Source organism: Megasphaera indica, assembly GCF_046614755.1.
Lineage (GTDB): Bacteria > Bacillota > Negativicutes > Veillonellales > Megasphaeraceae > Megasphaera > Megasphaera intestinihominis.
The window spans coordinates 28,656-54,285 of the sequence record NZ_JBKKJR010000019.1 but is presented as its reverse complement, the minus strand read 5'-3'; the positions used below and the strand labels follow the sequence as shown (position 1 = coordinate 54,285).

Here is a 25,630-nt window from a genome sequence, read left to right as displayed (position 1 = left end):
GCGATAGCTGCGGGGATCCACCTGTTCCCATGCCGAACACAGCAGTTAAGCCCGCAAACGCCGAAAGTACTTGGGGGGAGGCCCCCTGGGAGGATAGGAAGCCGCTGATTAGTGAAAAAAGCACTGGAATTTTCCAGTGCTTTTTTGTTGTTCGTTGTTAGTGGTTCGTGGGAAATGCGCGGCTTCCTATCCGACCAGGGTTCCCTGGGATAAGCGGGGAACCGGTTTTGAAGGAGCTCTGCGACGCGCAAAACCGTGTGAGTCGCTTATGCCGAATCTCGTGACCTGATGGAGTGAAAGTATGCGGTCAGACAGAGATATCCTGGATTCGGCAGGAGAGGTGGGACAACCGCCAGTGCTTTTTTTGTTGTTAGCCGTCAGCAGTTAGCAGCTAGCAAGGGCGCCCACGTGGGGCGCCCGTTCGGAATAATGGGGGGTACCCATCATACATGACAAGCGATGTGGGACGAAGCGGCTTCCTATCCTCCCAGGGTCCCCTGGGGATTGTAGGGGCCGACCTGTTAAGGCGGCCCGCCTGTAATAGTGATGTACACGTAATGAATGATGAATGAAGGAGCTTTGCGACGCGCAAAACCGTGTGAGTCGCTTATGCCGAATCTCGTGACCTGATGGAGTGAAAGTATGCGGTCAGACAGAGATACCCTGGATTCGGCAGGAGAGGTGGGATGACCGCTAGTGCTTTTTTTGTTGTTCGTTGTTAGTGGTTCGTGGCTTGTTTTTGCGGCCTTATGGCCGCATCGTAGGGGCCGTCCCAAAGGGCGGCCCGCCGCGAATAAATGGTGATATACATAACAGGTCCATGAGGCATGGTTTTACGAGCCACGGCTTTTTTTCGGAGTCAGAATGCGGCGTTCCGCCGCGACAAACTCAAACTGACAACATCGCTTCGAGTAACCCTCAGCTCGTAAAAAACGCCCCGACTGGGGCCTGCAAATAGCGTTTTCTCTGCACAGCATTTTGCGGAATTCCCATAACGGTACGCCCTTTGGGCGTCCCCTACGATATCGCATACGGGCGATGAGATGGATGTCGGTTGCCACAATTCTGCAATACGCAAAAAAAAACGGCCATCGGCCTTGTGTGTAGGGGCTGATCTTTAACCTCTCAGACCGCCTTTGGCGGTCAGCTCCCCTATAAAGGGAGCCTTGAGCGGCCCGCTGTGATATTTGACCACAGCCTATTCAGAATGATGGCTCGTAGGACTGCGGCTGCTAACTGCTGACCGCTAGCAGCTGGTAGGGGCGCCCACGTGGGGCGCCCGTTCGGAATAATGGCATATCCATCATACATGACAGGTGATGCAGGAAAACACGCACATATATTAGCATACGTTATGCTCACATAGTTATAGCGGGCTTGCCACGTGCAATCCCCTACGAATCATGGTGTATACGCCATACATGACGGACTCGGACTCAGTAGGGGCGCCCACGTGGGGCGCCCATTCGGGAATAATGGTATATCCGGCATACATGACAGGTGATGCAGGAAAACACGCACATATATTAGTATACGTTATGCTCACATAGTCATAGCGGGCTTGCCACGTGCAAGCCCCTACGGTGTAGTCCGCAAGGCTGCGGACAATTAACTGCTGACCGTTAGCTGCTAACTGCGGTCTGCGAATAGCGTTTTCTCCGAACAGCATTTTACGGGATTCCCACATGGATATGCCTCAAATTTTCCTGGCCTTTCCCTGACAGAACGTCTATAATAGAAACAGCAAAATGACAAAGGTGGTAATAATATGACTGAATCTGAAATCCGCGATGCCGTTCGGGAAGCCGCGAAACTGGCTAAGGCATCGAATCCGCTGACGCCGTCTATTACGAATACGGTGACCATTAATTTCGTCGCCAATGCCCAGCTGGCTGTCGGCGGCTCGGCCGCTATGGTCTATTTACCGGACGAAGGCGTCAGTATGGCCAAAGCCGGTGCATCTATGTATATCAACGTAGGGACGTTGTTCCCGATTTATGCGGAAACACTGCCAAAAACAGCAGCCGTACTCCATGAAGAAGGCAAACCCTGGGTCCTGGATCCCGTGGCCATTGGCATGGGACAAATGCGGACGGAACTTTTGACGACCTTCAAGGCCTATAAACCGTCTATTATCCGGGGCAACGCGTCTGAAATCATTGCCTTGGCCGGATTATGGGGCTTAGAAGGCGGTTCTGATACTTCGGACGTTCGCGGCGTCGATTCTACCGATTCCGTTCGTTCTGCCGCTCCGGCTGCCGTCGCTGTAGCCCGCTGGACTGGCGGAGCCGTAGCCATTTCGGGAGAAGAAGATTTGATTACCGATGGCCGGCAGCTCGTCTTTTCCCAGGGCGGTTCGGAAATGATGCCCTGCATTACCGGGACAGGCTGTTCCCTCGGCGGTGTCATGGCCGTCTATGCAGCCGTAGCAGATCCGTTCATCGCCGCCATTACCGGCTCTGCCGTCTATAACCTGGCCGGTACACGGGCCGCAGCTCATGCCAAAGGGACAGGTTCTTTCCAGACGGATTTCATCGACGAACTCTATGTGGCAACGCCCGATGCGATTGCCCAGAACCCATTGACTGTAGAGGAGGCATAATATCATGAATACCTTAATTGCTGTAGCTATTGCCCCGTGCGGAACTGGCGATGAATTCGCTCCTTATGTCGCTGAAATCGTGCGCATTATCCGGGAATCAGGCTTGCCGAACCGGACCAATTCCATGTTCACCGAAATCGAAGGCGAATGGGACGATGTCATGGCAGTCGTCAAAAAAGCGACGCAATACCTGACGGACCAGGGCCTGCGGGCTGAAGTCGTCTTGAAAGCCGATATCCGACCGGGCTATACGAACATGATGAACAATAAAACCAAGGCCGTAGAAGATATATTGAAAAAATAACTTGACAATATCGCTCCATCGTAGTATACTGACATAGTCAGTTGACGCATGGAGTGATACTCAAGAGGCTGAAGAGGACGGTTTGCTAAATCGTTAGAGGTCGTAAGGCCTGCGAGAGTTCGAATCTCTCTCACTCCGCCAGATTACTGGACAGAGAGCACCTAGGAAAATTTCCTGGGTGCTCTTTTTTTGCCATGAATGTGGATTGTACAAAAAAACAAAATTTGGTACAATGAGGCAAAATGGGTATCATCAAAGAACGCCAGTGAAAAGATTACGACCCTGCATAATGATTTTGGAATTGATTTGACACAAGAAGGAGAGGGGGATTTAGCAGTCATGTGTAACTTAGGAGAAGGAATATACGAAGATGGCCTGATGAAAGGCTAGCAAGAAGGATGGGAAAAAGGCAGAAAACCTTTAAATTAAAAAACATCCGCTAACCACTAACTGCTAGCCGCTAACAACCTTAAAGGGCTTGTCGTTGTGTGACAAGCTTTTTTTTAAGCTACGCAGCGGCCTGGTTTTTTGGTACAATATTCGTGGAATCTTATTTTCACGAGGTGTCTGACATGGATATAAAATATTATGATATTGGGCTCAATTTATTTACCCGGTCTTTTCCCAAACCGGAAAAAATCATTGCCGATGCGGCGGCGGACGGTATCTGCTGTATCCTGACTGGGTCGGAGGCCCGGGAGAACCGTCTGGTCAATCAGTTTGTCCGCAATCACACGGCTTTTGGCACGGCCGGTATCCATCCTCACGTGGCTGATGAAGCGACGGAGGAGGATTTGGAGGAAATCCGGCGCATCGTCACGACGAATCCGAAAGTCGTCGCCGTTGGCGAAACGGGTCTTGATTACGACCGCATGTATTCTAAAAAAGAGAACCAGCTCCACTTTTTCAAAGCCCTCATTGCCATGGCGGAAGAATTAGGTAAGCCCATGTTCCTTCATGAACGGGACGCAGCTGATGACTTCCTGGCTTGTTTCAAGGGGCATGAAGGGCTTTGCCCGCAATCGGTCGTCCACTGTTATACGGGCGACAAGAAGACGCTGGAAAAGATGCTCGATTTAGGCTTTTATATCGGTATTACCGGCTGGATCTGCGATGAACGGCGGGCGGCTCCCTTACGCGATGCTGTATCCATCCTGCCCTTGGACCGGGTCCTCATCGAAACGGATGCACCGTACCTGACGCCGCGGGGTTTCCACCTGCCCCGGACCAATGTGCCCAACAACATCACCTATGTGGCACAGACCCTGGCCGGGTATATGGGCGTATCTGTCGAAGAATTGACAGCCCATGCCAAAGCAAATACAGAAAAACTTTTCAAAATACAGCCATAATGCAAGGGCCTTTCTCTTTATAGTTATAGTACGGAGTTTGTAGGGGTCGCCCATGGGCACCCGTTAGGGACTTGGATGGCTTTCCTAGCAAGCTGATTGGGAAATCGTACATATTCCAGAGAGGGTGCCCTACGTGGTCGCCCCTACAAGAAAAGGATTTGTCGCACGTGCGACAAATCCTTTTTTTATGTCTCATACAGTCTCTTGCGAGCTGCCCTTTTTTGCTGGTATAATAAACTTGATGGGCTATGCATAAAATTTATTTTTGCCCTGCAAAGGAGGGTTTTTTATGAATATTGCGCAATATACGAAAGCGGCCTCTCTGGAAGAAGCGTGGGAGCTTAACCAGAAACGGTCCGCTGTCGTCCTCGGCGGCTGCTGCTGGCTCCGCTTGTCGCCGCAGCGGCGCATTGCCCAGGCTATCGACTTGTCGGCGCTGGGGCTGGACCAGATCGAAGAAGGGGAGGACTCTTTCCGCCTGGGTGCTATGGTCACGTTAGGGCAGCTCGAAGGCCACGATGGGCTGGCCGCTTTTACTCAGGGCGCCATGAAGGAAGCGGTCCGCCATATCGTCGGGACCCAGTTCCGCAATATGGCGACCGTTGGTGGCAGTATCAGCGGGCGCTTCGGCTTTTCCGACATTTGGACGCTGTTCCTGGCCCTGGATGCCCAGGTCGAATTGTACAAGGGCGGCATCGTCAGCCTGGCCGATTTCGGTCAGACCGGGCCGGGGAAAGACATCGTGACTCACATCATCATCCCGAAAAAGGCCTGCCAGACGGCGTATGATTCGCTGCGCCTCAATGAAACGGACTTCCCTGTCATCGCCGTGGCCGTATCGGCTGACGCAGAAAATGTGCGCTGTGCCATCGGCGCCCGCCCGGCCCGGGCAGAAGTCGTCCGTCTGCCGGCAGCTGATGTGCGCCGCCAGGGCTTGGAAGGGGCTGCCCAACAAATTGCCCATTCCATGACTTATGAAAGCAATATGCGCGGTTCCGCCGATTACCGCCAGGATATGGCTGTCGTCCTCTGCCGGCGCTTATTGGCAAAAGTTCTGGGAGGTGACCAGTGATGACCATTACGTATTGGCTGAACGGCAAGAAGGCGACGGCTGACGTCGCGCCGGGCCTGATGCTCTATGATTTTCTCCGCAGCCAAGGCTGTTACAGCGTCAAATGCGGCTGTGAAACGACGAACTGCGGCCTCTGTACGGTCTGGATTGACGATGTGCCTATGTTGTCGTGTGCCCTGCTGGCTGTCCGCATCGACGGCCGCCATGTGACGACCCTCGAAGGTTTGCAGGATGAAGCCAAAGAATTCGCTTTCTATATGGGCCGCGAAGGCGCCGACCAGTGCGGCTTCTGCAACCCCGGTTTCGTCATGAACGTCCTGGCCATGGTCCGCAAGCTGGATGCGCCGACAGAAGAGGAAATCAAGGAATTCCTGTCAGGCAATCTCTGCCGCTGCACGGGCTACATGAGCCATATGCGGGCTATCAAGGCCTATTTCAAAGCCAAGGGGAAGGAGGTCCGGGCATAATGGAATACAAAGCTATCAATCACGTTGTCGCCAAGAAGGATTCTCAGGCCCTGGTCACGGGCCAGCCGGTCTATACGGATGATCTGCGGCCCAAGGATTGTCTCATCGTCAAGGCCCTGCGCAGTCCCCATGCCAGAGCCATCGTCAAGAAGGTGAATAAGAGCGCTGCCGAAAAGGTGCCGGGCATCGTCTGCATCGTCACGGCTGAAGACGTGCCTCAGTCGCGTTTCACCATTGCCGGTCAGACCTATCCGGAACTGAGCCCGTATGACCGCCTCATCCTGGATAAGCAGATCCGCTTCGTCGGCGATCCCGTCGCCCTCGTCGCCGGTACCAGTGAAGACGCCGTCGACAAGGCCTTGCGCGTCCTCCGCGTCGAATACGAAGTCCAGGAACCGCTCCTCGATTTTACCAAAGCCCTGGACAATGATATTGTCGTCCATCCCGAAGACAACTGGAAGCCCCTGGTCGATGTCGGCGGCGACAACAAGCGCAATCTCGTCGCCCAGGCCTGTGATGAACACGGTGATGTCGATGCCGTCCTGGCTTCGTCAGACATCGTCATCGACAGGACCTATCATACGCGCCAGAATCAGCAGGGCGCTATGGAAACGTTCCGGGCCTATGCCTATAAGGATGCCTTTGGCCGACTGACCATCGTCAGCTCGACACAGGTACCGTTCCACGTCCGCCGCATCGTCGCCAACGCCCTGGAAATCCCTAAATCGAAGATACGCGTCATCAAACCGCGCATCGGCGGTGGTTTCGGTTCCAAGCAGACGGCTGTCATGGAAGTTTATCCGGCTTATATTGCCTGGCTGACGGGGAAGCCGGCCTATATGGTCTACAGCCGGGAAGAATCGATGACCGTATCGACGCCGCGTCATGAATCGCAGATCCGCGTCGTCCTCGGCGCCAGCAAGGACGGCCATATCCGCGGCATCTTCCTCGATTCCTTATGGAATGCCGGCGCCTATGGCGAACACACGCCGACGACGGTCACCTTGTCAGGCCATAAGTCGATTCCTTTATACAATGCAGCCGAAGCCATCCGCTTCAGCTATACCTGCGTCTATACCAATACCATTGCAGCCGGCGCTTATCGCGGTTACGGTGCGACTCAGGGGCTGTTCGCCCTGGAAACGGCCGTCAACGAACTGGCTGCGGCTCTGCACATGAGCCCCGTTGCCCTGCGCCTGAAGAATATGGTCCGCCAGGGCCAGGTCCTGCCGGCCTATTTCAATGAAACGGCCTTGAGCTGTACGCTGGATAAATGCCTGGAACGGGTCGTCCAGATGTCGGGCTGGAAGGACGACTGCCCGCGCCAGGTCCTGCCCAACGGCCATATCCGGGCCATCGGCATTGCGACGGCCATGCAGGGGTCGAGTATTTCCAATGTCGACGTTGCTTCGGTCACCATCAAGGTCAATGACGACGGCTTCTATTCCCTCAATATCGGCGCTACCGATATGGGGACGGGCTGCGATACCATCCTGGCCCAGATTGCCGCGGAATGTCTTATGTGCCCTGTCGACAATGTCGTTACTTATGGCGTCGATACGGATACATCGCCGTACGACAGCGGATCCTATGCGTCGTCGACGACATACCTCACGGGCAATGCCGTCGTCAAGACCTGCCAGAGCCTGATACAGCGCATGAAAGAACGGGCAGCTGTCAAGCTCGGCGCAGCTAACGTTGACGATTTGGAATTCGACGGCAAAGCCATTACCGACTTGTCTACTGGGAAGAAAATCACCCTCAAGGACTTGGGCAATGACGCCATGTTCATGAATGACATCGCCCTGGAAGCGACGGAATCGTGTTATTCGCCGACCAGTCCGCCGCCGTATATGGCCGGTGCGGCAACGGTCGACGTCGACCCGGAAACGGGGCACATCTCCCTGGTACAGTATGACGCCGTCGTCGACTGCGGTACGGTCATCAATCCGGCCCTGGCCAAAGTCCAGACCGAAGGGGGCATCGTACAGGCCATCGGCATGGCCCTGACCGAAAATATCCAGTATACGCCGTCGGGCCGCCTGCAGAATAACTCCTTCATGCAGTACCGTATGCCGACGCGCATGGACCTGGGCCAGATTAACGTCGAATTTGAACCGAGCTATGAACCGAACGGGCCTTTCGGCGCCAAGTCCATCGGCGAACTGGTCATCGACTCGCCGGCACCGGCCATTGCCCACGCCATCTATAACGCTACGGGCATCTGGCTGCGCGACTTGCCCATGACCGCCGAAAAACTCTACATGGCTATGCAACTGTAGGGGCCGCCCAAAGGGCGGCCCGCAGGTCGCAGGTCGCACTCCGCAATGCAGGAGCCGTCCTGTACGGCCTGCCCTGGCGCCCTTTATAGGGGAGCTGTCAGCAACGCTGACTGAGAGGTTGCTTTTTCTCAGAAATTTCAATGAAAAAGGGCTATCGTATTAAGTGTTTTTGCTTAATGCGATAGCCCCTTTTTATGTATTCGGGTGTAGTCGGAGTGCATTATCCCCGTCATTCGAGGCGGGCCGCCTTGACAGGACGGCCCCTACATACGGTCCAAGGGACCGTTGCGGTCTGCGTTATCCCCATCATTCAGGGCGGGCCGCCTTAGCAGGACGGCCCCTACATACGGTCCAGGGGACCGCTTCGGCCTGCGAACCACGAACCACTAGGCCGAAGGCCGAAGCCACGAGCCACGAACTCCTCACTTCACAATCATGACGGGCAGGCCCGAATGGGTCGTGATGTAGCGGCTGACGCTGCCCAGGAGGATCGAGGCCAGGCCGCTGCGGCCGCGGCTGCCCATGATGAGCAGGTCCGAGCCGTCTTTTTCGGCTTTTTTGAGGATTGTCGGGCCCGGACGGCCGATGTTGGCGACGAAGTGGATGTCGACGCCGCCTTTATGGTCGGCAATGGCGGCCTTGCACAGGGCGAAGACGCGGTCGGCGCTCTGGCGCAGGCGGTCGGTCAAGTCTTCGAGGCCGCGTTTTTTCTGGTCCAGTGCCGTTTCTTCAGCGATGAGGTCGCGCATGTTGGCGACGTGGAAGACCGTGACCGATGCGCCGTCGGCTTTGGCGAATTCTACGGCGTAGCGGACGGCTTTCAGTGATTCTTCCGAGCCGTCAGCCGGGACGAGGATGCGCCGGTACGGTCCTTCTTTCTTATTGTGTGCCAAGAGGACCGGGCATTTGGCATGGGCCAGGACGTAGGTGCTGGCACTGCCCAGGAGCTGTTCTGACAGGGAATGGCTGCCCCGGCGACCCATGACGATGAGGTCGGCGTCGCATTTGTCGGCTTCGCTGAGGATGCCGATTTCCGGCGTGCTGACCAGCTGGACCGTGTGGACCATCAGGTTTTCCGGAACGGCTTCCATTGCCTTTTCCAGGACGTAGCCGCTCTTGTCTTTGGCCAGCTGGGTCAGGTCCTTGACTTTTTCGTCGGTCATGTCTTCAAAGACGTCGAACGAGTCCAGGACGGCATCGGCATTGGTGATGTTGACGATGGTCAATTCAGCATTATAGACGTTGGCAATGTCGATGGCATGCTGCAAGGCGTTGTGCGACGGTCTGGAACCGTCAATAGGAACCAAGATGTTTTTCATGATACATACCCCCTTTGTATAGAGACTATTTTTCCAGCGAACTGTTGATGCGGACGCCGCTCATGAAGGGCATGACCGGCTTGGTATCTTCCTGTACCGGTTCGCGGATGCCTTCAAAGGTCGTCGTCAGCATCAGCTTCAGGCGATTGGCCTGGTTGACCGAGCTGGCGCTGGGGTCATAGTCGATAGCGACGATATTCGTTTCCGGGAAGGCGGCTTTCAAGGTCTTGATCATGCCTTTGCCCGTAACGTGGTTCGGCAGGCAGGCCCAGGGCTGGAGGCAGACGATGTTCTTGGCGCCGCGGTGGATGAGGTCGATCATATCCCCCGTGAGGAACCAGCCTTCACCGGCTTCATGGCCCAGGGACAAGTATTTCTTCGCTTCGTCAGCAATGTCGTAAATGGATGTGATCGGGTCGAAATGGCGGCTCTTGGCGACGGCCTGTTCGTAAGGCTTGCGGTACCATTCCAGGAGGCGGACGGCAGTCTTGCTGAGGAAGGAATCCTTCCAGCTGCCTGACAGGTATTTATGGCGGAACTGGTTGTCCAGCTGGCCGTAGAGGAAGAAGTCTGCCAGGCCGGAGACGATGATTTCGCCGCCTTCTTCTTCAATCATGCGGACGATGTGGTTATTGGCGATGGGGTGGAACTTGACGTAGATTTCACCGACCAGGCCGATGCGCGGCTTCATGGTTTCACTCATGTCGATGTGGTCGAATTCGTCGATGAGGTCGCGGATATTTCTCTTGAATGATTTGAAATCGGCTTTCTTCAGTTGTTCGGCACATTTCTTCTGCCACTTGTGGAAGAGGGCTTCGGCTGTCCCCTTGACCTTTTCGTAAGGCCGCGTGCGGTAGAGGACCTGCTGCAGGGCGTCGCCGTAGATCATGCCCATGACCAGGCGGTGCCAGAAGCCGATGCCGGGCTGGAAACCGGGCTGCTTGTTCATGCCCTTGAGGTTCAGCGACAAGATGGCGACCTGGGACATGTTGGCGTCGTTCAGGGCTTTGCGGATCATGCCGATGTAGTTCGTCGCCCGGCAGCAGCCGCCGGTCTGGGAAATCATGACTGTCGTGTGGTCCAGGTCGTATTTGCCCGATTTAAGGGCCGTAATGATCTGGCCCAGGCTCATGATGGCCGGATAGCAGGCATCGTTGTGGATATAGGCCAGGCCCGTGTCGATGGCCTTCTGGCCCTGGTGGGGCAGGAGTTCGACGCGGTAGCCTTCATGTTCAAAGGCGGCACTGAACAAGGGGAAATGAATCGGCGTCATCGACGGAGCCAGGATGACGTTCTGCTTGGCGTCTTCCTTGGTGAAAATCGTCTTTTCGTAAGAATACGGTTCGACGACATGGTCTTCTTTGGGACGGTGATTCATGACGAAGAGCAGCGAGCGCAGGCGGATGCGGATGGCACCCAGGTTGGAGCCTTCGTCGATCTTGAGCAGTGTATGGATCTTGTGGCCGTGGGCTAGGATGTCCTGGACCTGGTCGGCGACGATGGCGTCAAGGCCGCAGCCAAAGGAATTGAGTTCGACCAGTTCCAGGTTCGGATGCTGTGTGATGTACTGGGCAGCCCGGTAGAGGCGCGAATGGTAGGACCACTGGTCGACGATGCGCAGGTGGCCCGGGAACTGGCCCAGGGGAGCGACGCCGTCTTCGGTAAGGACGGCCAGGCCCAGGCTGTTGATGAGTTCCGGGATGCCGTGGTTGATTTCCGGGTCGATGTGGTACGGACGGCCGCAGAGGACGATGGCCCGCTGGCCCGTCTTTTCCAGGGTATCCAGGATTTTTTTGGTAATGTCGTATATCTTCTGTTTATATGCTTCTTCTTCGTCCCAGGCGGCAGCGGCAGCGGCTTTTACTTCGTGAGCCGGCAGGTTCCAGGCCTTCAATTCTTCGGCCAGGCGTTTACCGATGCGTTTCTTGTCGTGGAGGGGCAGGAAGGGGCAGAGGTAAGGCGTATTGGTTTCGGCCAGGCGTTCGCCCATATTGTTGCGGATGACTTCGGGATAGCTCATGACCATGGGGCAGTTGAAGGTATTGTCCTTGCTGCCTTCGCTGGGGCCGTTCTGGATGCACGGATAGAAGATGCGGTCGACGCCCTTTTCCAGTAGGTTCTCGATGTGGCCGTGGACCAGTTTGGCCGGGTAGCAGGCCGAGTCCGACGGAACCGTGTCCATGGCCTTTTCAAACAGGGCCTTCGACGACGGGTCCGAGAGGACGACGGTGTAGCCGAGTTTGGTGAAGAACGTGAACCAGAAGGGATAGTCTTCGTACATATTGAGGACCCGCGGGATACCGACGGTGCCGCGCGGCGCATTTTCTACGGGCTTATAGCCGAAGAGCAGGTTATATTTGACCTTGTACATGTTGGGCAGAGGCTTCTTGCGGGCTGCTGTCGAGCCGGCGGCACCGCGTTCGCAGCGGTTGCCGGTGATGAAGGAACGGCCGTCGTTGAAGGTGTTGACCGTCAGCAGGCAGTTGTTGGTGCACAAGCCGCAGTGGCGGATGGACGTCGTGACCTGCAATTCTTCCAGGGCTTTCGGGCTGACGATGGTCGATTTGGCATGGTCTTCGTGGTAGGCCGTGCGGCAGATGAGGCCCATGCCGAAGGCCCCCATGAGGCCGGAAATGGCCGGGCGGATGACGTGGCGGCCCAAGAGTTTTTCAAATGCCCGCAGGACGGCGTCGTTGTAGAAAGTACCGCCCTGGACGACGATGTGCTTTCCTAATTTGGCCGGATCTTTGACTTTGATGACTTTATAAAGGGCATTCTTGATGACCGAATAGGAAAGGCCGGCGGAAATGTCGGCCAGCGTGGCCCCTTCTTTCTGGGCCTGCTTGACTTTGGAGTTCATGAAGACCGTGCAGCGCGAGCCCAGGTCAATGGGGCTCTTGGCCAGCAGGGCGGCCTGGGAGAAGTCCTGGATGGACATTTTCAGGGATTTGGCAAAGGTATCCAGAAAGGAACCGCAGCCCGACGAGCAGGCTTCGTTGAGCAGGATATCTTCGATATGACCGTCTTTGATGCGGCTGCATTTCATGTCCTGGCCGCCGATATCGAGGAGGAAGTCGACGTCCGGGCAGAAGTGGGACGCTGCCTGATAGTGGGCAATGGTTTCGACTTCGCCCAGGTCGAGGTGCAGCGCTTCTTTGAGCAGCGATTCGCCGTAGCCCGTGATGCCGGCCTTGGCGATGAAGGCCTTTTCCGGCAGGCGGCGGTAGACTTCGGCGACGATTTTCTTGGCTGCCGCCAAGGGGCTGCCTTCGTTGTTCTGATAGTGCGAATAGAGAATCTTCATGTCTTCGCTGAGGACGACGGCTTTAATCGTCGTCGAGCCGGCGTCGATGCCCAGGTAGCACGGGCCGCTGTAGGTGGTGATGTCCGCCTGGGGGACGGTATGCTGGCTGTGGCGGGCCCGGAATTCGTCGAGCTCAGCCTGATTGTTGAACAGCGGTTCGACGCGGTCCGATTTGGCCAGCGTCGATTCGTCGACGCTCTTCAGCTGGCCCATGAGGTTCATGAAGGACACGGGTTTCGTGTCTATACTGCCCAGGGCGGCGCCGATGGCCACGTAGACCTGGGCGTTTTCCGGGGCGATGACCTGTTCCGGTGTCAAGTGGAGCGTCTTGGCGAACTGTTCCCGAAGCTGGGACAAGTAGGTCAGCGGGCCGCCTAGGAAGCAGACTGTCCCCTTGATGGGGCGGCCGCAGGCCAGGCCGGTGATGGTCTGGAAGACGATGGACTGGAAGACCGACGCCGCGACGTTTTCCTTGCTGGCCCCTTCGTTGAGCAGGGCCTGGATGTCGGTCTTGGCGAAGACGCCGCAGCGGGCGGCGATGGGATAGATCGTGTCGGCTTTCTTGGCCATTTCATTGAGACCGCCGGCATCGGTGTCGAGGAGGGTCGCCATCTGGTCGATGAAGGCTCCGGTCCCGCCGGCGCAGTTGCCGTTCATGCGGTGTTCGTTGCCGCCGGTCAGGTAGGTGATCTTCGCATCTTCGCCGCCGAGTTCGATGATGACGTCCGACTGGGGATAGTACGTGCGGACGGCTTTGGTCCCGGCGATGACTTCCTGCAAAAAGGGGATGTGCAGGTAGTCTGCCAGGGCGATGCCGCCAGAGCCGGTGATGGCCATGGTGATTTGACGGTCGCCAAAGATTTCATAGGCGTTTTGCAGTAAATCCCAGACTTTTTGGCGTATATCCGTATAGTGGCGGACATAGCATGCGTGGAGGCACTGTTTGGCATGATTGAGGACGGCGATTTTTACCGTCGTCGAGCCGATGTCAATGCCGATATGTAAGAGATTTTTCATGTTTTGTCACCCTATCGGTTTACCAACCGATTCTTTCTTATAAATTTCTATATGATAAAGACTATATATAAAGAGTCTACTTTATATTGTACCATATTCCTCTTATTCTGTAAGGGGTGGGGCAGAGGATTTTTTTACGACCCAAAATGAGTTACGACAAATGGTGGTAAATATGGTAGAATAAAAGTGCCAATGTCTTAATGAAAACTATACTTTATATGATAAAGGAGCCTTGTCATGAGAAAATTCGTAACGGAACATCAGTCCCCCTACCTGGATTTGACGACGGAAGTGTCGGATATCCTCTACCGCGGCTATTCACAGTTCCAGGATATCATCGTCGCCGATTCCAAGGAATTCGGCCGTATGCTCGTCCTGGACGGCGTTTTCCAGACGTCCATCAAAGATGAATTCATGTACCATGAAAGCATCGTCCACATCCCCATGTTCCTCCATCCCAATCCCAAGAAAGTCCTCATCATCGGCGGCGGCGATGGCGGCGCTGCCCGGGAAGCCGTCCGCCATCCGGAAGTCGAATCGGTCACCATGGTCGACATCGACGGCAAGGTCATCGAATTATCCAAGCAGTATTTCCCGGAAATCGCCAAGGCCATGATCGAAGGCGACCCGAAACTGACTGTCAAAGTCGGCGACGGCATCGCGTTCATGCGGGAAGCAGAAAATTACTACGACGTCATCATCGTCGACTGCTCGGACCCTGTCGGTCCCGGCGAAGGCCTGTTCTCGTATGATTTCTACAAGGATACCTTCAGGGCCCTCAAAGACGACGGCCTCTTCGTACAGCAGACCGAATCGCCGTTCATGCACCGCAAGCTGGTCAAGGATATCTTCGACTGCGTGTCGGACATCTTCCCCATCACCCGCCTGTACACGGCCTTCATCCCCCTCTATCCGTCGGGCATGCACTGTTTCACCATGGGCTCGAAGAAATACGATCCCCTTACGTGGCAGCCGAACCGCAAACGGACCTTCCCGACGCGGTACTATAACGAAGGCATCCAGCAGAGCGCCTTCGTCCTGCCGAATTTCGTCAAAGATTTATTGTACGGTGAAAAAGAACGCTGAAAAAGTTTGAAAAAGTGCTTGACTTTGTGAGCGACTCATGGTAAGATTATCTACGTTGACGGCGTTAATACAGCGCGGCCGACGCAGATAATCTAATATGGCGGGTATGGTGAAGTGGTTAACACGGCGGATTGTGGCTCCGTTACGCTAGGGTTCGAATCCCTATACTCGCCCCATAGGGGTATAGCCAAGTGGTAAGGCACCGGACTTTGACTCCGCTATGCGCTGGTTCGAATCCAGCTACCCCTGCCAGCCATGATTCATTAGCTCAGCTGGTAGAGCACCTGACTTTTAATCAGGGTGTCCCGAGTTCGAATCTCGGATGGATCACCAGTTAAAAAAGCTGTCGCATTTGCGACAGCTTTTTTGTTGCTCGTAGTTCGTGGTTCGTGGTTAGTAGGCGCTGTTACAGGAGGGGTTCTGCCATCATGCGAGGTCCTAATCTCTTTAATCAAACTTTCAACTTCAAACTCAAAAAAAAGAGGCTGTCGCATTATGCTTTTTTGCTTAATGCGACAGCCCTTTTTTGGAGTTCCAACAAAGAAGAGGCGGGCCGCCCGCTGGGACGCCCCTACAAATGCGGTCCATGGGACCGCTAGCCACGAGCCACTAACCACTAACCACTAACCACGAGCCACTAACCACAACTTACAGGAAGAAAACGACGGTGTCGATGATGAACAGCGGGATGAGGATGGCGACGGACCAGCCCATGTAGCCGAAGAAGCTCGGCATTTTGATCTTGTTTTCTTCAGCAATGGATTTGACCATGAAGTTCGGTGCATTGCCGATGTACGTATTGGCGCCCATGAAGACGGCACCTGCCGAGATGGCTTCCAACATGATTTGGGATACGGTCCCGACAGAGGTCGTAATACCCTGGGTGGCGCCGAGAGCCCCGGCAGTCTGGAGGAAGACCAGGTATGTCGGCGTGTTGTCCAGGAAAGACGACAAGGCACCGGTTGCCCAAAACATCTGCCACGGATGGGACAGGCCCAGTTCAGCGCCATGGGCCTTGAGCAGGATCAGAGCCGGGATCATGGTGATGAAGATGCCGATGAAGAGTTTTGCTACTTCCAAAATCGGAGCATACGTGAATTCGTTGAGTTCCCGCGTCGACGTCTTCGTCGTCTTGATGGAGAGGAAGGCTGCGACGAGGATGATGACGATTTCTGCCAGTGTGGCATAGGGGAAGACGATTTCGTCGTAAATGTGCAGGCCAGCACCATTGGCGAAAGCCGGAAACATATCCGGCAGGAGTCCGTTGGCCAGGACGCCGATGATGATCAAGACGATGAAGATGAGGTTGTGAGCGCCTTCCAGGCGGAGAGGCTGTTTATCGTTTTCATCGATTAAATCGAGCGGAGTCCGGCCTTCTTTTACTTCCTTATTATAGAAGTGTTTGTCTAAGAAGGCGAAGAGGGCGAACATGAGGACCAAGTTGAGCACCAGGATGGGCAGGAGATGGAAGGTCCACGTGAAAGGAACGCCGCGCTGGAAGCCCATGAACAGGGGAGGATCACCGAGGGGTGTCAGGCAGCCACCCATGTTGGCGACGAGGAAAATGAAAAACACCATGAGGTGTACTTTATTTTTGCGCCAGGCATTGGCCCGGATGAGGGGACGGATCATCAGCATAGCAGCCCCGGTCGTACCGATCCAGCTGGCCAGGAAGGTGCCGATGAACAGCAGAAGACAGTTGATTTTCGTCGTCCCGGCTAAGGTCCCGCGGACGGCGATACCGCCGGCGACGACGAACAGGCCGAAGAGGAGGACGATGAAGGGGATGTAGTCGAGGAGCACCGATTCGAGCAGGCGGAACCACGACTCACCGACGCCATAGGCAGCGGCGAAGGGGATGAGGAATAAAAGAGACCAGGCGAACGCAGCGCCGAGCATGTGCTTTTCCCACCATTCCGGACGGACGAGGGGGACGATGGCGATGGATAAGAGCATCCCGGCGAATGGGATGATACTCCATACGGGCAAGGTCGCACTTACGAGTTCATGTGTCATAAAAACCACCTTTCTTATTATCTGATTGCAGAGAAACTTAAAAATTTTACAATCATATTCAGTATTATAGCATAGAGACATGAAAGTTTATACTCATTTTTCGGATTTCGCATAGTCATTTAAGTATAGGCTAAATAATTTTATAAAAATAAAAAGCAGACATTTTCTGAAAAAATTTTGGATGACAAAGAAGGAATCCGTAAAAGTCATGGCGAATATATATGTTAAGGATAAGAACAGGCCTTAATAAGGAGGGATTCATATGAAAAAATATAATAACATCATCGTGCCGACGGATGGTTCGGTTAACTCGAAACGTGCGCTGGAACATGCCGTCGTCATCGCTTCGTCGTTAGGGGCTACGATTACACTGGTCTATGTCGCCAATATCGTATCGGTCATTTCTAACTTCGACCAGATTCCCAATGCCAGCGGCTATGTAACGGAACAGGTCGCACTGGACATGGAAGAAGAAGGGAAAGGTATCCTCGACGAATTCGCCAAATCCATTCCCCAGAGCATCGAAGTCAAGAGTGTCTTTGAAGTCGGTTCTCCGGGACCGGCCGTCTTGTCGGTAGCCAAGAAGTACAATGCCGACCTCATCGTCATGGGCAGCCGCGGCCTCGGGCCGTTGAAAGGCTTGTTCATGGGTTCCGTCAGCAGCTACGTCGTCACCCATTCCGTCTGCCCTGTATTGATCGTTAAATAAGTAATTAGTGGTTCGTAGTTCGCGGAGAGATGACCTGCGTTACTGCCCCCTAGCCACTAGCCGCTAACCACTAAAAAGTAGTATGAAGTTTGTAGGGGTCGCCACGTGGGCGACCCGTTAGGAATTTGGATGATTCATCTAGCAAACTGATTGGAAAATTTTACATGTCCCGAAGCGGGCGCCCCACGTGGCGCCCCTACAGAAAAAAGGCGCTGTCTTCATAGGATAGCGCCTTTTTTCTGAAAATTTTACGTTACGCCATAGGGGAATCGTTCTTTTTGTGGTATACTGGGTACACAGGTATGCCTTTTTTTGCCTGATTACACAAAACCTATTCATGAGTATAGGGTCCCGGACTGCCTCGTTCCGGGATAGGTGCCTGGGAGGCAAGTATGAAACGAAATACCAACGAATGGCTCGACCGCAAGGTCGCTGGCTGGGTTTCTAAGGGCTGGATCAGTGAAGAATCCCAGCAAAAAATACGAAAATCTTACGGCAGGGACGAACAAAGGAATCCTCTTTTGACGACCCTGCCTTTATATGCCCTGCTGGCCGTCATCGGCCTGGCCGCTGCCGGTATCGCCCTGATTTGGGGCCTTTCCCAGTTCTGGTACTATGTATCACTTACGGTCCGCATGGGCCTGGCCTGTGGCCTGCTCCTGCTTACTCAGATCGGTGTCGGCGCTGCCATGTTCCAGGAACGGCAGGGGAGCCTCGTCGCCGAAGGCGTGGCCCTAGTCCATTGCCTGGGCGTCTTTGCCGTCCTGGCAATGGCCGAGCAGTCTTTCTATATCGGCTGGGATGTGACGGCCTACGTCGCCGTCTGCGCCATCCTCTGCCTGCCCGTCGTCTATCTGCTGCGGTCCATTGCGGCCCTCGTCGTCTATGACCTGGCTCTCTTGTACTGGACGGCTGCCGGCGGGCCACTGAATACGCTGGGCGGGACGGCGCTGTTGTGGATTTTCCTCCTGTTGGCCGTGCCCTTTTATGATACCCTCATCACCATGCGTGATGAACGGCGCCTGTCTATTTTTTCCTGGGTCATGACGATTACCGTCTTTGCTGCTTTTGGCCTGGCAGCCAGGTCGACGGACTATATCCCTTTCCTCATGCTGGGGAGTTTGGCCGTCACCATCATGCTCGTCGGTTATTCCATCGACATCCATCAGTCCTGGGGCGTACCCTTCCGCTGGTTCGGCCGCTTTGCCGCTGCCGGCTCGCTGCTCATTTCCTGCCTGCCTGCGGCTTGGGATGGCATCGCCCGGGTCCATGCCTTTCACTGGGTCACGGCCTTGGTGACGCTCGTCCTCTTTGCCGTCATGATCGCCCTCATGGCCCAGACCGTAAAGAATCGCTTGTGGGGACCGGGCCTGTACCTGGCGGTCCCATTTATCCTGGCTTTTGAAACGATCCTCGTCCGGGCCGGGCTCTATTCGTCGATTCCCCTGGTCCTTTCGTCGCTGTACATGGTCGTCTTAGGTTTCTTTGAAACGTCTCAGGGCTTCAAGCCGGGACACAGCCTCCATATGAAATTTGGCGTCGTCATCTTCATCAGCCTGGTGCTGGCCTTTATTTTCGGGACGCAGTTCTCCCCGCTGGCACCGCTCCTGGCCATCGTCGTCCTGGCCCTGATCATCTTCCAGTTCAAGCGGACCCGCAAGGATAAGGCGGCTGCCGCCTTGCGCGCTGCCCGGCGGGCAGGTCTGCGCCATTCGTCGACGCGCGTCCGCCGTGAAGGCGAAGAAAAACAGGACGAACTTCCGCCTAAAGAGACACCGTCCTGGCAGGCTCAGGATGCCGCCAGCGATGCCGACACCCTGGCCGAGTGGATGAAAGAGGTACGCATCCCGTCGCCGGCTGAATTGGGACTGCCTGCCGAACCGGCAGGGGAAAAGACGGCCGACGATTTGCCCAAAGCGCCGCCTGTCCCGGCCGAGCCGGAAGAAGCACCGCCGGCATTTACTTTCACGGCACCCGCTGATGACGTAAAGAAAGAAACGCCGGAAACGCCGGCGTCGCCGGTCACGCCGACAGTCCATGAAAAGACGGAAGCCGTGCCCCAGCAAATGGCTGTTCCTCAGGAACCGGAAGCGGAAGAAAAGCCGCGGGTTACGGAATCGCCGTGGAGCTCGATGAAGCCGGCACCGAAACGGAAAAAATACTTTACCCACTCGCCGTGGTCTCACCAAGGAGGCGATATGAAATGAAATTTCCATTGCCTTTGCAGGGATTCCACTTTTCCTTTTCACTGGATGGCCGTTATCGCTGGATCTTTTTCGTCTTCGTCGTTCTCGTCCAGTTCGCCGTCGTCGCCTATATGGGCTGGCGCTGGCATAACATCGCCGTCGATGGCATCCCCTATCAGTGGCGCTGCGTCCCGCGGCTGGAAGTATCCGCCTTTGGGACGGACTACGTCCGCGTCGTTTTTCCCGAAGACACGACGCAGTGGAAGGACGATACGCCGCCTGAAAAGGGACAGCAGATTTACGTCTATATTTCACGGGATACGTCGGGCCTCATGGAAATCCAGGGAGCTTCGGCGTCGAAGCCTTTCGTCGGCGGCGACTATATGCAGGCCACCGTCGTGTCCTATCAGGATGGCTTTGTCCAGTTCCAGGTTGGCTTTGACCGCTATCGCATGGCACCGGAGCTGACCGATGGCATCTACAACCTCCAGCCCGATGACAGCGTCATCGCCAGCATCCGCATGAAGCGGGGCGAAGGCGTCATCGAAGGCATCTTCGTCAATGGAATCCCGTTGGAAAATATCAGCAATGGCGCCACCATGGCCAAGGCCCGCCAGGAAAAAGAGGCCCAGACCTTATTTGACCGGCCTCACCTCGTCGATACCGGCATGGTACCGCCGAAAGAAGAATGATGGCACAGAAAGAAAGCGAGGATTTTATGAAAGCGTACGCGAGAATTGCCAAGATTGCTATGACAGTCATGCTGTTGGCAGCGTTCTTCCTCTTATCGGGGTTCCGGGCGCAGACCATCATCCACGACGATGGCAGCGAAACACAGGATATCCTGAAAGTCTCCGATTCGGCTAAGGGGCAGAAAGATTTAAAAGCCGATGCCGATGAATTCCAGAAGCGCAATTATACTATTATGGATTATAACAACGATAATGGCGAAGGCTTCCGGGCTATGAAAACGATCACCAAGGATGGAGCCAGCAAGAGCTCTGTCGACCATATTGTCCACAAGACCCACGATGGCCTCATCTGTTCGACTTATTACATTGATTATAATTTTGATGAAAATAGTATCCAGACCCTGCGCTTAGGCGCGCCGATGCCGGAAAATGGCGTCGACCTGGAATACATCGTCTCCTTCCCGTCGGGGACCCGCGTCGTCAGCAACAGCGATAAAGCCGATGACCAGGGCAGTACCTATTTATGGAACCTGTCCAATTCCAATCCGACGGAAATCAAGCTCCAGGCCACAGTCTGGCATAAATTGTTCATCTATATCGCCCTGTTCCTGGTCGTCCTGGTCCTGATCATCGTCCTCATCATGGAACACCGCCGCAAGAACGTCATCAGCTGGAAACGGGCAGCACATATGCGCAAACTGGAAATGATGCTCCTCTGTATCCCTATCATCATCCTGGGCTACATGGGCTATGAATATTACGTCGGGACCCATGTGACGGCAGCGTCGCTGGATAAAGTGGCCGAACAACAGCAGGAAGAACTGCTGGAAAACAGGGAAGAAGACAAGCGCCTGCAAGATGCCGATGCCCGTAAGCAACGCAGCGGCGAAATGGCAGCGGCCCGCATCCGCAGCAAGGCCAATGACATTTCCAATGAACTGCGCAATTTGAAGGTCCAGTACCGCAACGGCTCCATCAGCCGCAGCTCGGCTCGTTCCCAGGCCCAGAGCCTGGCCCAGCAGGCCAAGGACATGCTCAGTGAAAGCACCAACCTGTCCCAGGCCGACCGCGATGTCCTGGAACAGCTCATCGACAATGTCGTAGCCGAAGCGGATTCCATCGGCGCATCGGCGCCGAGCCGCAGCTCCTCTCAGGAAACGCGGCGCAGTGAATCGGCTTCTGAGTCCCAGAGCACGACCCGCAGCCGGTCTGACGATAAGTCGACGAATACGACCAAGAGTTCCGATTCGTCGAAGAGCCGCCAGTCGTCCGATAACAATCGCGATACGGGTAAAAAACAAATAAACAATAAGGATTTTTAATTAACTTTTTTTCTTGTTAGTATTTCCTATTTGTCCAAAAGATGGTATGATATGGGTATGAGAATTGACATTACAGCGTGAATGCTGCTTGTACTTTTTAAGGAGGTCATATCAGTATGCATTGTGTAGAAGAAATTAAAAATGGTATTTATTGGATGGGCTGCAACGATTTCCGTACGGAATTGTTTGAACGGATTTTCCCGATTCCCGAAGGCGTTACGTATAATTCCTATTTCATCAATGACGAAAAGACTTGTGTCGTCGATGCCATGGATAAATCGTGCCGTGACGAATTCCTGGAAGACGTTGAATACCTGCTCAAAGGCCGTAAACTGGACTACTTCGTCCTCCAGCATATGGAACCGGACCATGCCAGCTCGGCTTTGGCTCTCCTGGAAAAATATCCGGACGCCAAGATTATCGGCCAGCCGCAGACCTTCAAGCTCTTTGAACAGTTCTTCCGCCATCCCATGACAGACCGCTATGTCGCCGTCAAGGAAGGGGACCAGCTGGCTCTGGGCAAACATACCCTGCAGTTCGTCAAAGCGCCGATGGTCCATTGGCCGGAAGTCATCATGTCCTATGACCTGACGGATCACGTCCTCTTCAGTGCCGATGCCTTTGGCCAGTTCGGTACGGTCGGCAACGTCTATGCAGACCAGGTCGACTTTGAAGAAAACTACCTCGATTCGGCCCGCCGTTACTATGTCAACATCGTCGGCAAATACGGCCCGCAGGTCGTCAACGTCCTCAAGAAGGCATCGGGCCTTCCTATCGACTTCATCTGCCCGCTCCACGGCTTCGTATTCCGCACGCCGGCTACGATTAAGTATATCATCGACAAATACCTCCACTGGGCTAAATACGTACCGGAAAAGAAAGGCGTCGTCATCGCTTTCTCGTCCATCTATGGCAACACTGAACGGGCTGCCTGCGTCCTGGCCCATAAATTGAGCCAGCGCGGCATCCAGGATATCCGCCTCTACGACGTCGCCAAGATCCATTCGTCGTACATCACGGCTAAAGCCTGGGAATACAGCCACCTCGTCCTGGCAGCTCCGACGTACAACCTGAACCTCTTCCTGCCCATGGAAAACTTCCTCCACGACTTGAAGACCCTCATGTTCCAGAAACGCACGATCGGCGTCATTGCCTGCCACAGCTGGGCATCGGCTGCCTATAAGACCATGGTCGACTACGTCGAAAATCAGTTCAAATGCTGCGAACTCCTGGAACCGACGATGGATATGAAATCGTCTCTCCGTGACGACCAGGAATGTGAACTCGACGAACTGGCCGATAAACTGGCTGAAAGCATTAAAGACTATCCCGATCCGAAAACTTTGATCTAAGGTGGTGTAAGCGTGATCATCCGTGACGACAGCGCCAAGAGCGGCGATAAGCACGAACAGGACAAGGCCCGCAGCAATGGGGAAGAACTCCACATCGACCTGGGCCGCGACCTGACCGAAGACGAACAGAAAATCTTTGAAAAATTACGCGAAGGATTACATATGTAAATAAAAAGGCTTGTCGCATGTGCGACAAGCCTTTTTAAGTGGCTAGCAGTTAGCAGTTAGTGGTTAGCGAATGGCTTTAAATTTAAAGCCTTTTTCTGATGTAGGCCGTTCGCCAATCGCAGGCGGCAATGTAGGGGCGCCCGCTGTTCGCAGTCCGCCGTCCGCAAATGTAGGGGCGCCCACGTGGGGCGCCCGCTTTTGCCTAGTGGCGAGAAAATTTTCATATTCCGGACGGGCTCGCCACGTGCGAGCCCCTACGAAAGACAGATGTGCCCTGCGACTGGCGACCGGCCAATCAAAACATACGTTTGCAATAGGGCCGGCCTTATGCTATGATAAAGGGAAAGAGGGGGGCTTTATCATGGATTGGGACCGGATTCAACAGAAACTGCATATTCTCAGCGACGCGGCCAAGTACGACGTGTCCTGTTCGTCCAGCGGCAGCCGGCGGGCCAACCAGGCCGGGGGCATCGGCAATGGGGCTGTCTGTGGCATCTGCCATACCTGGTCGGCTGACGGCCGCTGTGTGTCGCTCCTCAAGATCCTCATGACCAACCGCTGCATCTACGACTGTGCCTACTGTGTCAACGCGGCCAGCCGGGAAGCGGAACGGGCCATCTTGACGCCGGAAGAGATCGCCGACGTGACCATCGCCTTTTACCGGCGCAATTACATCGAAGGCCTATTCCTCAGTTCCGGCGTCTATCGTTCGCCGGACTATACGACGGAGCTCCTCATCCGGACGGCCCGCATCCTGCGGGACGAAAAGAAATTCAACGGCTACATCCACATGAAGGGCATCCCCGGGACGAGTGCCCAGCTCATCCGTGAACTGGGCCGCTACGTCGACCGCCTGAGCGTCAACATCGAACTGCCGTCGGCGCCGAGTCTGCGCCTGCTGGCGCCGCAGAAGACGAGGGAAAACATCCTCGTTCCCATGGGGCACATCCGCCAGGGCATCCTGGAACGGCGGGAAGAGAAGAAACATCATAAGAAGGCGCCTTCCTTCGTCCCGGCCGGCCAGACGACGCAGCTCATCGTCGGCGCGACGCCGGACAGCGACCGGACGATCCTGCGCCTGAGCCAGGCCTTATACGATAAGGTGGAATTGAAGCGCGTCTATTATTCGGCTTATGTCCCGGCCGTGACCGGCCCGAACCTGCCGGCCATCGCCAAGCCGCCGCTCCTGCGGGAGCACCGCCTCTACCAGGCTGACTGGCTGCTGCGCTTCTACCAGTTCAAAGCCGATGAGATATTGACTGACGAGGCGCCTGATTTCGACCTCGACCTGGACCCCAAGGCCTGCTGGGCCCTGCGCCATCCGGAGTTTTTTCCGGTCGAAGTCAACCGGGCGTCGTACCACGCTTTGCTGCGCGTCCCCGGTATCGGCGTCACCTCGGCCCGGCGCATCTGTGCGGCCCGGCGCCAGGCTTTCTTGTCGTATGACACGCTGCGCCGCCTGGGCATCGTCCTCAAGCGGGCCCAGTATTTCATTACCTGCAAGGGAAAATATTATGGAGCGACGACGGACCCGGTCCGCATCCGCCAGCTGCTCCTGGCCCGGCCGTCAGCCCAGACGGCTTATGAACCGATGAGTCTGTTTTAGGAGCGGTAGCGATGATTTACAGTTATGATGGAACTTTTTTTGGCTATTTGTCGGCCGTCTTCGACGCCTGGCACGACGGCCTGGCCCAGGTCGAAGATATCTGCCCGGACAGCCGGCTGGGCCTGGTCTTTTCTGAGCAGCGCTTCGTCCCGGTCGATGACGGCAAGGTCCGGCGCATCCTCGACGCCCTTCTGGCCCAATGTGGGCCCAAGCCCTGCCATTACTTATACTATGCCTTCCTGGCCGAAGAGGAAGGGCGCGGCCTGGCCCTCTTGCAGTATCTGCGCCGGGCGTTCCGGTATAAGCACGAGTTTCTACACCATCTCAGCGAGGAACCCATCTGGACGGTCCGCCAGTGGGCCCGCCGGACCGGTAATGAACGCCATAAGCTCCTGGGGCTGGCCCGCTTCCGGGAGCTGTCTGACGGCATGCTCTATTGCCAGCTGCAGCCGACGTGCTGCGTCGTTCCCGTCATGGCGCCGCATTTCGTCCGCCGCTTCCCGGCCGAACGCTGGGTCCTACACGATACGGGCCGCAGCCTCGGCGTCTACTATGACGGCCGTCAGCCCGTCGTGGTGACCATCCCCCGGGCCGCCGCCGCACCGGACCTGTCAGCCGATGAAGAAGCTATCGAAGGAGTCTGGCAGGATTATTACCGGACCATCGCCATCCCGTCGCGCCGCAACGAGGCCCTGCGCCGCAGTTATATGCCCAAGAAGTATTGGTCTTTTCTGATTGAAATGAAGTGAAAAAAAGTATTTCTTTTTCCCGGCA

18 protein-coding genes, 4 tRNA genes and 1 rRNA gene are annotated in these 25,630 nt (G+C 55.3%); 20 read left to right on the top strand and 3 right to left on the bottom strand.

All coding sequences use genetic code 11. The features are described from left to right. From rrf to ACFCTO_RS09595, 8 genes are all read left to right on the top strand, one after another. A 5S ribosomal RNA gene (gene rrf, locus ACFCTO_RS09630) occupies positions 1-110 on the top strand; the annotation flags it as partial. Between the two features lie 1,658 nt (positions 111-1,768). Then, entirely contained in the window at positions 1,769-2,602 is an 834-nt protein-coding gene (thiM, locus tag ACFCTO_RS09625; RefSeq protein ID WP_292300529.1) for a hydroxyethylthiazole kinase, read from the top strand. A 4-nt stretch (positions 2,603-2,606) separates the two neighbouring features. Then, positions 2,607-2,906, top strand: a complete 300-nt coding sequence (locus ACFCTO_RS09620) for an MTH1187 family thiamine-binding protein (RefSeq protein WP_014015147.1) — start codon at positions 2,607-2,609, stop codon at positions 2,904-2,906. A 50-nt stretch (positions 2,907-2,956) separates the two neighbouring features. Continuing rightward, positions 2,957-3,047: transfer RNA gene (locus ACFCTO_RS09615), tRNA-Ser, on the top strand. 431 nt (positions 3,048-3,478) lie between these two features. Further along, positions 3,479-4,258, top strand: a complete 780-nt coding sequence (locus ACFCTO_RS09610; RefSeq protein ID WP_292302472.1) for a TatD family hydrolase — start codon at positions 3,479-3,481, stop codon at positions 4,256-4,258. A 289-nt stretch (positions 4,259-4,547) separates the two neighbouring features. Then, on the top strand, positions 4,548-5,330 hold the full coding sequence (locus ACFCTO_RS09605; protein ID WP_292300485.1) for an FAD binding domain-containing protein: 783 nt from the start codon (positions 4,548-4,550) through the stop codon (positions 5,328-5,330). Next, positions 5,330-5,797 carry a (2Fe-2S)-binding protein gene (locus tag ACFCTO_RS09600; RefSeq protein ID WP_292261612.1) on the top strand — a complete coding sequence of 156 codons (468 nt, stop codon included), beginning with the start codon at positions 5,330-5,332 and terminating at the stop codon, positions 5,795-5,797. Before ACFCTO_RS09605 ends, ACFCTO_RS09600 begins: the two co-directional genes overlap by 1 nt. After that, positions 5,797-8,079 (top strand): xanthine dehydrogenase family protein molybdopterin-binding subunit, encoded by a 2,283-nt coding sequence (locus ACFCTO_RS09595; protein WP_499876793.1) that lies wholly within the window; start codon positions 5,797-5,799, stop codon positions 8,077-8,079. Before ACFCTO_RS09600 ends, ACFCTO_RS09595 begins: the two co-directional genes overlap by 1 nt. A 422-nt stretch (positions 8,080-8,501) precedes the next feature. On the opposite strand, the gene ACFCTO_RS09590 is transcribed toward ACFCTO_RS09595, so the two are convergent. Together ACFCTO_RS09590 and ACFCTO_RS09585 are read right to left on the bottom strand one after the other, a co-directional pair. After that, positions 8,502-9,398, bottom strand: a complete 897-nt coding sequence (locus tag ACFCTO_RS09590; RefSeq protein WP_292300479.1) for a universal stress protein — start codon at positions 9,396-9,398, stop codon at positions 8,502-8,504. Between the two features lie 25 nt (positions 9,399-9,423). Beyond that, a complete protein-coding gene (locus tag ACFCTO_RS09585; protein WP_499876792.1) occupies positions 9,424-13,719 on the bottom strand; it encodes an acyl-CoA dehydratase activase-related protein in 4,296 nt (1,431 codons plus the stop codon). 237 nt (positions 13,720-13,956) lie between these two features. Here ACFCTO_RS09585 and speE point away from each other — a divergent pair, with 237 nt between their 5' ends. The 4 genes from speE to ACFCTO_RS09565 all read left to right on the top strand — a co-directional run bounded on the left by speE (position 13,957) and on the right by ACFCTO_RS09565 (position 15,138). Next, positions 13,957-14,805 (top strand): polyamine aminopropyltransferase, encoded by an 849-nt coding sequence (gene speE / locus ACFCTO_RS09580; protein ID WP_292300475.1) that lies wholly within the window; start codon positions 13,957-13,959, stop codon positions 14,803-14,805. Positions 14,806-14,905: 100 nt separating this feature from the next. Next, positions 14,906-14,981: transfer RNA gene (locus ACFCTO_RS09575), tRNA-His, on the top strand. A 1-nt stretch (position 14,982) separates the two neighbouring features. Continuing rightward, a tRNA-Gln gene (locus ACFCTO_RS09570) sits at positions 14,983-15,057 on the top strand. Positions 15,058-15,062: 5 nt separating this feature from the next. Beyond that, positions 15,063-15,138 (top strand) — tRNA-Lys (locus tag ACFCTO_RS09565). A gap of 315 nt (positions 15,139-15,453) precedes the next feature. On the opposite strand, the gene ACFCTO_RS09560 is transcribed toward ACFCTO_RS09565, so the two are convergent. Then, positions 15,454-16,821: a sodium:proton antiporter gene (locus ACFCTO_RS09560; RefSeq protein WP_292300984.1), complete on the bottom strand. Its 1,368-nt coding sequence runs from the start codon at positions 16,819-16,821 to the stop codon at positions 15,454-15,456. A 262-nt stretch (positions 16,822-17,083) separates the two neighbouring features. On the opposite strand from ACFCTO_RS09560, the gene ACFCTO_RS09555 reads away from it, so the two are divergent. The 8 genes from ACFCTO_RS09555 (at position 17,084) to ACFCTO_RS09520 (ending at position 25,605) form a co-directional block, all read left to right on the top strand. Continuing rightward, positions 17,084-17,530 carry a universal stress protein gene (locus ACFCTO_RS09555; RefSeq protein WP_292300986.1) on the top strand — a complete coding sequence of 149 codons (447 nt, stop codon included), beginning with the start codon at positions 17,084-17,086 and terminating at the stop codon, positions 17,528-17,530. A gap of 392 nt (positions 17,531-17,922) precedes the next feature. Continuing rightward, positions 17,923-19,737, top strand: coding sequence for a DUF2157 domain-containing protein (locus ACFCTO_RS09550; protein ID WP_499876791.1), 1,815 nt, complete (start codon positions 17,923-17,925; stop codon positions 19,735-19,737). Beyond that, positions 19,734-20,408 carry a hypothetical protein gene (locus ACFCTO_RS09545; protein ID WP_292300989.1) on the top strand — a complete coding sequence of 225 codons (675 nt, stop codon included), beginning with the start codon at positions 19,734-19,736 and terminating at the stop codon, positions 20,406-20,408. Before ACFCTO_RS09550 ends, ACFCTO_RS09545 begins: the two co-directional genes overlap by 4 nt. 26 nt (positions 20,409-20,434) lie before the next feature. Then, positions 20,435-21,730, top strand: coding sequence for a hypothetical protein (locus tag ACFCTO_RS09540; RefSeq protein WP_292300990.1), 1,296 nt, complete (start codon positions 20,435-20,437; stop codon positions 21,728-21,730). Positions 21,731-21,846: 116 nt separating this feature from the next. Then, on the top strand, positions 21,847-23,082 hold the full coding sequence (locus tag ACFCTO_RS09535) for an FprA family A-type flavoprotein (RefSeq protein ID WP_292300303.1): 1,236 nt from the start codon (positions 21,847-21,849) through the stop codon (positions 23,080-23,082). Positions 23,083-23,094: 12 nt separating this feature from the next. Then, on the top strand, positions 23,095-23,250 hold the full coding sequence (locus tag ACFCTO_RS09530) for a hypothetical protein (protein ID WP_014015129.1): 156 nt from the start codon (positions 23,095-23,097) through the stop codon (positions 23,248-23,250). 361 nt (positions 23,251-23,611) lie between these two features. Then, positions 23,612-24,856 (top strand): putative DNA modification/repair radical SAM protein, encoded by a 1,245-nt coding sequence (locus tag ACFCTO_RS09525; RefSeq protein WP_302485016.1) that lies wholly within the window; start codon positions 23,612-23,614, stop codon positions 24,854-24,856. 11 nt (positions 24,857-24,867) lie between these two features. Then, a complete protein-coding gene (locus tag ACFCTO_RS09520; protein WP_292300300.1) occupies positions 24,868-25,605 on the top strand; it encodes a TIGR03915 family putative DNA repair protein in 738 nt (245 codons plus the stop codon). The last annotated feature ends 25 nt before the right edge of the window (positions 25,606-25,630 follow it).